This window comes from Chitinophaga sp., from assembly GCF_035761305.1.
Classification (GTDB): Bacteria; Bacteroidota; Bacteroidia; order Chitinophagales; family Chitinophagaceae; genus Chitinophaga.
Genome location: NZ_DASTRI010000039.1, coordinates 1 through 4,475, shown reverse-complemented (window position 1 = coordinate 4,475; position 4,475 = coordinate 1). Strand labels below are relative to the sequence as shown.

The following is a 4,475-nucleotide window of genomic DNA, read 5'->3' as shown; positions in this document are numbered from 1 at the left end:
ATACCAGTTTACACCGGAAATTATGCTTGAATTATTAGAACGTGAGATCAGCCATTTACCGCATTTTATTGCAAACATTATACTGGCGGCCTGTGCGCTGATAACCGGTCTTATTATTAAATGGTTATTGGCACTGGTGCTGCGCCGTTCTGCAAAAGCGCCTGCGGAAGAATATTCCATGATCCGCTCTATACTAAAGCGTTTAGGCAGGTCCGTTAATTTCTTTTTACCGGTGCTGGTACTGGATATAGTAATGCCGCTGATGGAGCTGCGGCCCAAGCAGATGAAGGTGCTGAGCTCCACGGTAGAGGTATTGCTGATCATCACCTTTGGGTATATATTAATAGGCGTAGTGAAGATATTTGAAGACTATATTGTGCACACCTATGACCTGCGGAAAGCCGATAACCTGCGGGAACGGAAGATACGCACACAGCTGCAGTTTATACGGAAAATAGCCGTTACCGTTATTATTCTGCTGATTATATGCGCTGTATTGCTAAGCTTCGACAGCTTGCGTAAAATTGGCACCGGCCTGCTAACGGGCGTAGGTGTGGGCGGTATTATTGTAGGTTTTGCGGCACAGCGCTCCCTGGGTAATTTCCTGGCCGGCCTGCAGATTGCCTTTACGCAGCCCATCCGCATTGATGATGTGCTGATCGTGGAAAATGAGTGGGGCCGGGTGGAAGAAATTACGCTTACCTATGTTGTAGTAGGCATATGGGACCAGCGCAAGCTGATATTACCTATTAACTATTTCATTGAAAAGCCCTTCCAGAACTGGACACGCACAGGATCGGCCATACTGGGCACTGTATTCCTGTATCTTGATTATACGGCGCCGGTAGAGGTGCTGCGGAAAGAATTTGACCGCCTGGTAGAGGACCACCCGTTGTGGGATAAGCGGGTAAAGGTGCTGCAGATCACGAATGCCAACGAAAACACGATGGAAGTAAGGATGCTGATAAGCGCCGTTAACTCCGGCCAGGCATTTGACCTGCGCTGCTTCCTGCGCGAGCGGATGATTGCCTTCATACAGGAAAAATACCCCGGGTGCCTGCCAAAAACCAGGGCGGAAGTGAAAAAAGATGTGTAGATGTGCATATCTGCACATCTACTTTATCGTTTCTTTTATTTCACCGCAGGTGGGCATGTCATTACCGAAGTAAGGGTTTTTGATGGCTTTGGTAGCGGATAACCATACAGCGCCTTCCTCATTGTTAGCCATAGGGCAAAAGTCAACGTACAGCTCCCCGCTGCTTAAACCGGTAGCTTTTACCAGCGCCAGCATTTCATTGCTTAAACCAATGTATTGTTCCCGCTGCGCAGCTAATGTGGGCGCTGCCGCTATTTTCTGCGCGTTTTGCCCGATGGTTGCTGCAGCCGGCACTTCTTTAGCAGCGGCTTCAATGGCGTTACCTGCATTTTTTGCTTCGGCGCTATCATCGTTTGCAAGGGCGGTGGTGAGGTGTACATAGTGCTGGTACAGCTGCTGCGCCTTTTCATCTTTCAGCTTTACCGGGGCAGCTGCTACAGCGGCGGTTGCGGTATCTTCCGTATTACCGGCAGACTGGTTGGTTGGATTGTTGCCGCAGGCTGCCAATAAGGTGATGGCCAGTACCGGTATTGCGGCTTTGCATGTTTGTTTCAGCATAATTGAAATGGTTTGTTTGTTCTTATAATAAATTAATGTACGTGTGCGTGTTGTGCGAAAGGATTGGCGTCTTTTTTCAATACATATTCGCTGTACAGCAGGTAAGCGCCGGTTACTACAACGGCATCGCCTGCCTGCAGGCCTGCTGTGATCTCTACCTGGCCGGCATTTTCCGTACCTGTTTTAACCATGCGCGGTATAAAACGGTTACGCCCTTTTTTTAACCATACCAGCGCTCCTTTCTGATCGCGGATAACAGCATCTGCAGGCAGGGTTAATACATTGCTGCGGGTAACCGCCGGCAGGTACACATTTGCCTGCATACCGGGCTGCCACTGGTGGTTAACATTGGGTATTGTACCTCTTACCCGGGCCAGCTGCGTGCCGGTTTGCAGGGCCGGGGCAATAAAATCCACCTGCATATCCAGCGGCTGATTTTCCCATCCGTTCACTACTACCTTTACCTTTTTACCGGCACTTACCTGGTTCAGCTCAGCGGGGTACACATCGGCCTGCACCCACAGCGCGTCATAGTCTTCCAGCTGCATCACGGTGCTGCCTGCTGCCACATATTGCCCTTCACTTACGGGCAAAGCCGCCACTACCCCATTCACGGCTGCCGTGTAAGTGATATACGGATCTGCTTTTTGCTGTTGTTTGATAAGGTTCAGCGTACGGTCAGCTACGTCGTACAACAGCAGCTTTTGACGGGCAGCGGCTTCAATCTGCTTAAAACGGGCATTGTCCGGGAAAGCAGCGGTTTGCGCGGTGGCCACCAGGTACTCCTGCTGCAGGGCGGCCAGCTGCTCTGAATATATTTTATACAGCGGCTGGCCTTTATGCACCGGCACACCGGTTTCCTTTACATACAGCTGCTCTATGCGGCCCGGCACGCGGCTGCTGACATACACCGTACGCTGCGGATCTACCGCCAGCGTGGCATTGAGCCGTTTGTAATTATCCAGGCTGCCGGCGCCTATTTTCATGGTGGTAATATTGGCCAGCGCAACCTGTGTTTCATTCAACATCAGCTCGTGCTTATTACCGGCAGCGTTCACCGGCACCAGGTCCATACCGCAAATGGGGCAGGTACCAGGCCCGTGCTGTACCACCTGCGGGTGCATGGGGCAGGTGTAGGCCGGTTGGGCTTTACCCGCATCTGCCGTTCTTTTGGCATTACAGGCAGTGAGCAGCCCAGCTATTAACAGGCAGGCCCAAACGATATATGTGCTGTATTTCCTTTGCATGTTACGGTTGTTTTGTTGTGGCGGTTTTAATAAAGCTTTCACTGTCTACCAGGTACCAGGCGTTGCGCGCTACCTGCCATCCTGCAATACTGTCCGGCACCTGTACCCGGCCGCCGGCCTTCATTCCCGTGGCAATGGCAACCGGCCGGTACACGGCGCCCTCTTTCCTGAATACAACAGCGCGGGTGCCCAGCTGCACTACAGCTGCTTCGGGCAGCCACCAGGCGGCCTTTTCCATAACAGGAATGCGGGCTTTTAATAAAGTGCCTGCATTAAAAGGCTGCCCCTGCAGGTAGGCCCTTACCAGCGTAAAGTTTTCGCCGTTGCGGAAGGAAGGTTGTATAAGTCCAACGGTAGCGGTAATAGCCTTTTCATCGCCGCTGCTGCTTTGCAGGGTTAAGGGCCGGCCTTTGCGTATATATGCCGCAGTGGCAGGCTCCAGCGCAAACTCCGCCACCAGCTTATCTGCCTTGTAAATGGTAAAAATGGTTTCACCTGCATTTACGTACTGCCCTTCTCTCAGGAGCATGGGAGCGGCAACGGTATTACCGTTTTGGGCAGCGGCCGGCGGTGGTGTAGCCGTGCCGGACATGCCATTCATGTCACCGGCAGCCGGCGGCGCGGGCGGTATTGCCACCACCTGCACCGCGGATGTTTTATCTATGATATATCCATTGGCGTTACTGTATACCGGTATTTTATAAACAGGCTGCCTGCTGCTTAGCACCCGGGCTATTTGCGCACCGGTCATACCCAGCAGCAACAACCGTTGCCTTGCGCTATTCAGCAATGCCGCATTGTCACCGGTTTCCCGGATGAACAGCAGCTCGCGCTGGGCCGCTACCAGCTCCGGCGAATATACCTGCATTAACAGCTGGCCTTTTTTTACCGGTTGGTAGTTGTAGGTGATATACAGCTTTTCTATACGGCCTGCCACCCGGCTGGCAATGCTGGTTTCACTGCGGGTATCGTAGGTGACAGCGCCCTGTATTTCTTTTATGATGGTATCATGCTGCTGCACCGGCTGCACTGTACCAATTTGCGCCAGTACCTGCTCATTTACCGGCTGCAGCAACGGCAGCAGGCTGCTATCCACGCTGTAGCTATGCTCCATGGCGGCGTGTGCCGGCGCAGCGTGCCGCCCCTGTTGCCTGCAGGCTATGCCCAGCAGGGTAAAAGCGGCTGTTATGCTAACGATATAGTTCCTTTTCATATGCTACTATCATTTCATAGTATTTCAACTTTTCATCCAGCAGGCCGGATTGGGCCATGGTAAGCGCTTCCCAGGCATCAATAATTACCGGCAGCTCCAGCCTGTTTTCCTGGTACGACTGGAAATCCGCATCCATTGCACGCTGCAGCGCAGGTATTATTTTATTTTCCGTGGCGCTAATGTGCTCCTGCATGGCCGTTATTTCTTCTTCCATACCATATAACATGCCCTGTGTTTCCTGCAGCATACCTGCTTTTTCCTTTTGCATGGACTGTACATTCAGCTGCATGGCCTTTACCTCATTTTTATAACTTTTAGACGCCCAGGGCGCAATAGGAATGCTTACCATGCCCATAAGGCT

General features: G+C 52.0%; 5 protein-coding genes. 1 reads left to right on the top strand and 4 read right to left on the bottom strand.

Annotated features, from left to right (window positions below):
* Positions 1-1,096, top strand: a 1,096-nt coding sequence (locus VFS25_RS04020; RefSeq protein ID WP_326460830.1) for a mechanosensitive ion channel family protein, incomplete at its 5' end; no start/stop codon positions are given.
* Between the two features lie 18 nt (positions 1,097-1,114).
* On the opposite strand, the gene VFS25_RS04015 is transcribed toward VFS25_RS04020, so the two are convergent.
* The 4 genes from VFS25_RS04015 to VFS25_RS04000 form a co-directional block, all read right to left on the bottom strand.
* Complete coding sequence (locus tag VFS25_RS04015; RefSeq protein WP_326460829.1) at positions 1,115-1,654, bottom strand: DUF3347 domain-containing protein; 540 nt, start codon at positions 1,652-1,654, stop codon at positions 1,115-1,117.
* Between the two features lie 32 nt (positions 1,655-1,686).
* Positions 1,687-2,901 (bottom strand): efflux RND transporter periplasmic adaptor subunit, encoded by a 1,215-nt coding sequence (locus tag VFS25_RS04010; RefSeq protein ID WP_326460828.1) that lies wholly within the window; start codon positions 2,899-2,901, stop codon positions 1,687-1,689.
* A gap of 1 nt (position 2,902) precedes the next feature.
* On the bottom strand, positions 2,903-4,114 hold the full coding sequence (locus VFS25_RS04005) for an efflux RND transporter periplasmic adaptor subunit (protein ID WP_326460827.1): 1,212 nt from the start codon (positions 4,112-4,114) through the stop codon (positions 2,903-2,905).
* Positions 4,092-4,475, bottom strand: a 384-nt coding sequence (locus VFS25_RS04000; protein WP_326460826.1) for a hypothetical protein, incomplete at its 5' end; no start/stop codon positions are given. The genes VFS25_RS04005 and VFS25_RS04000, both read right to left, overlap by 23 nt.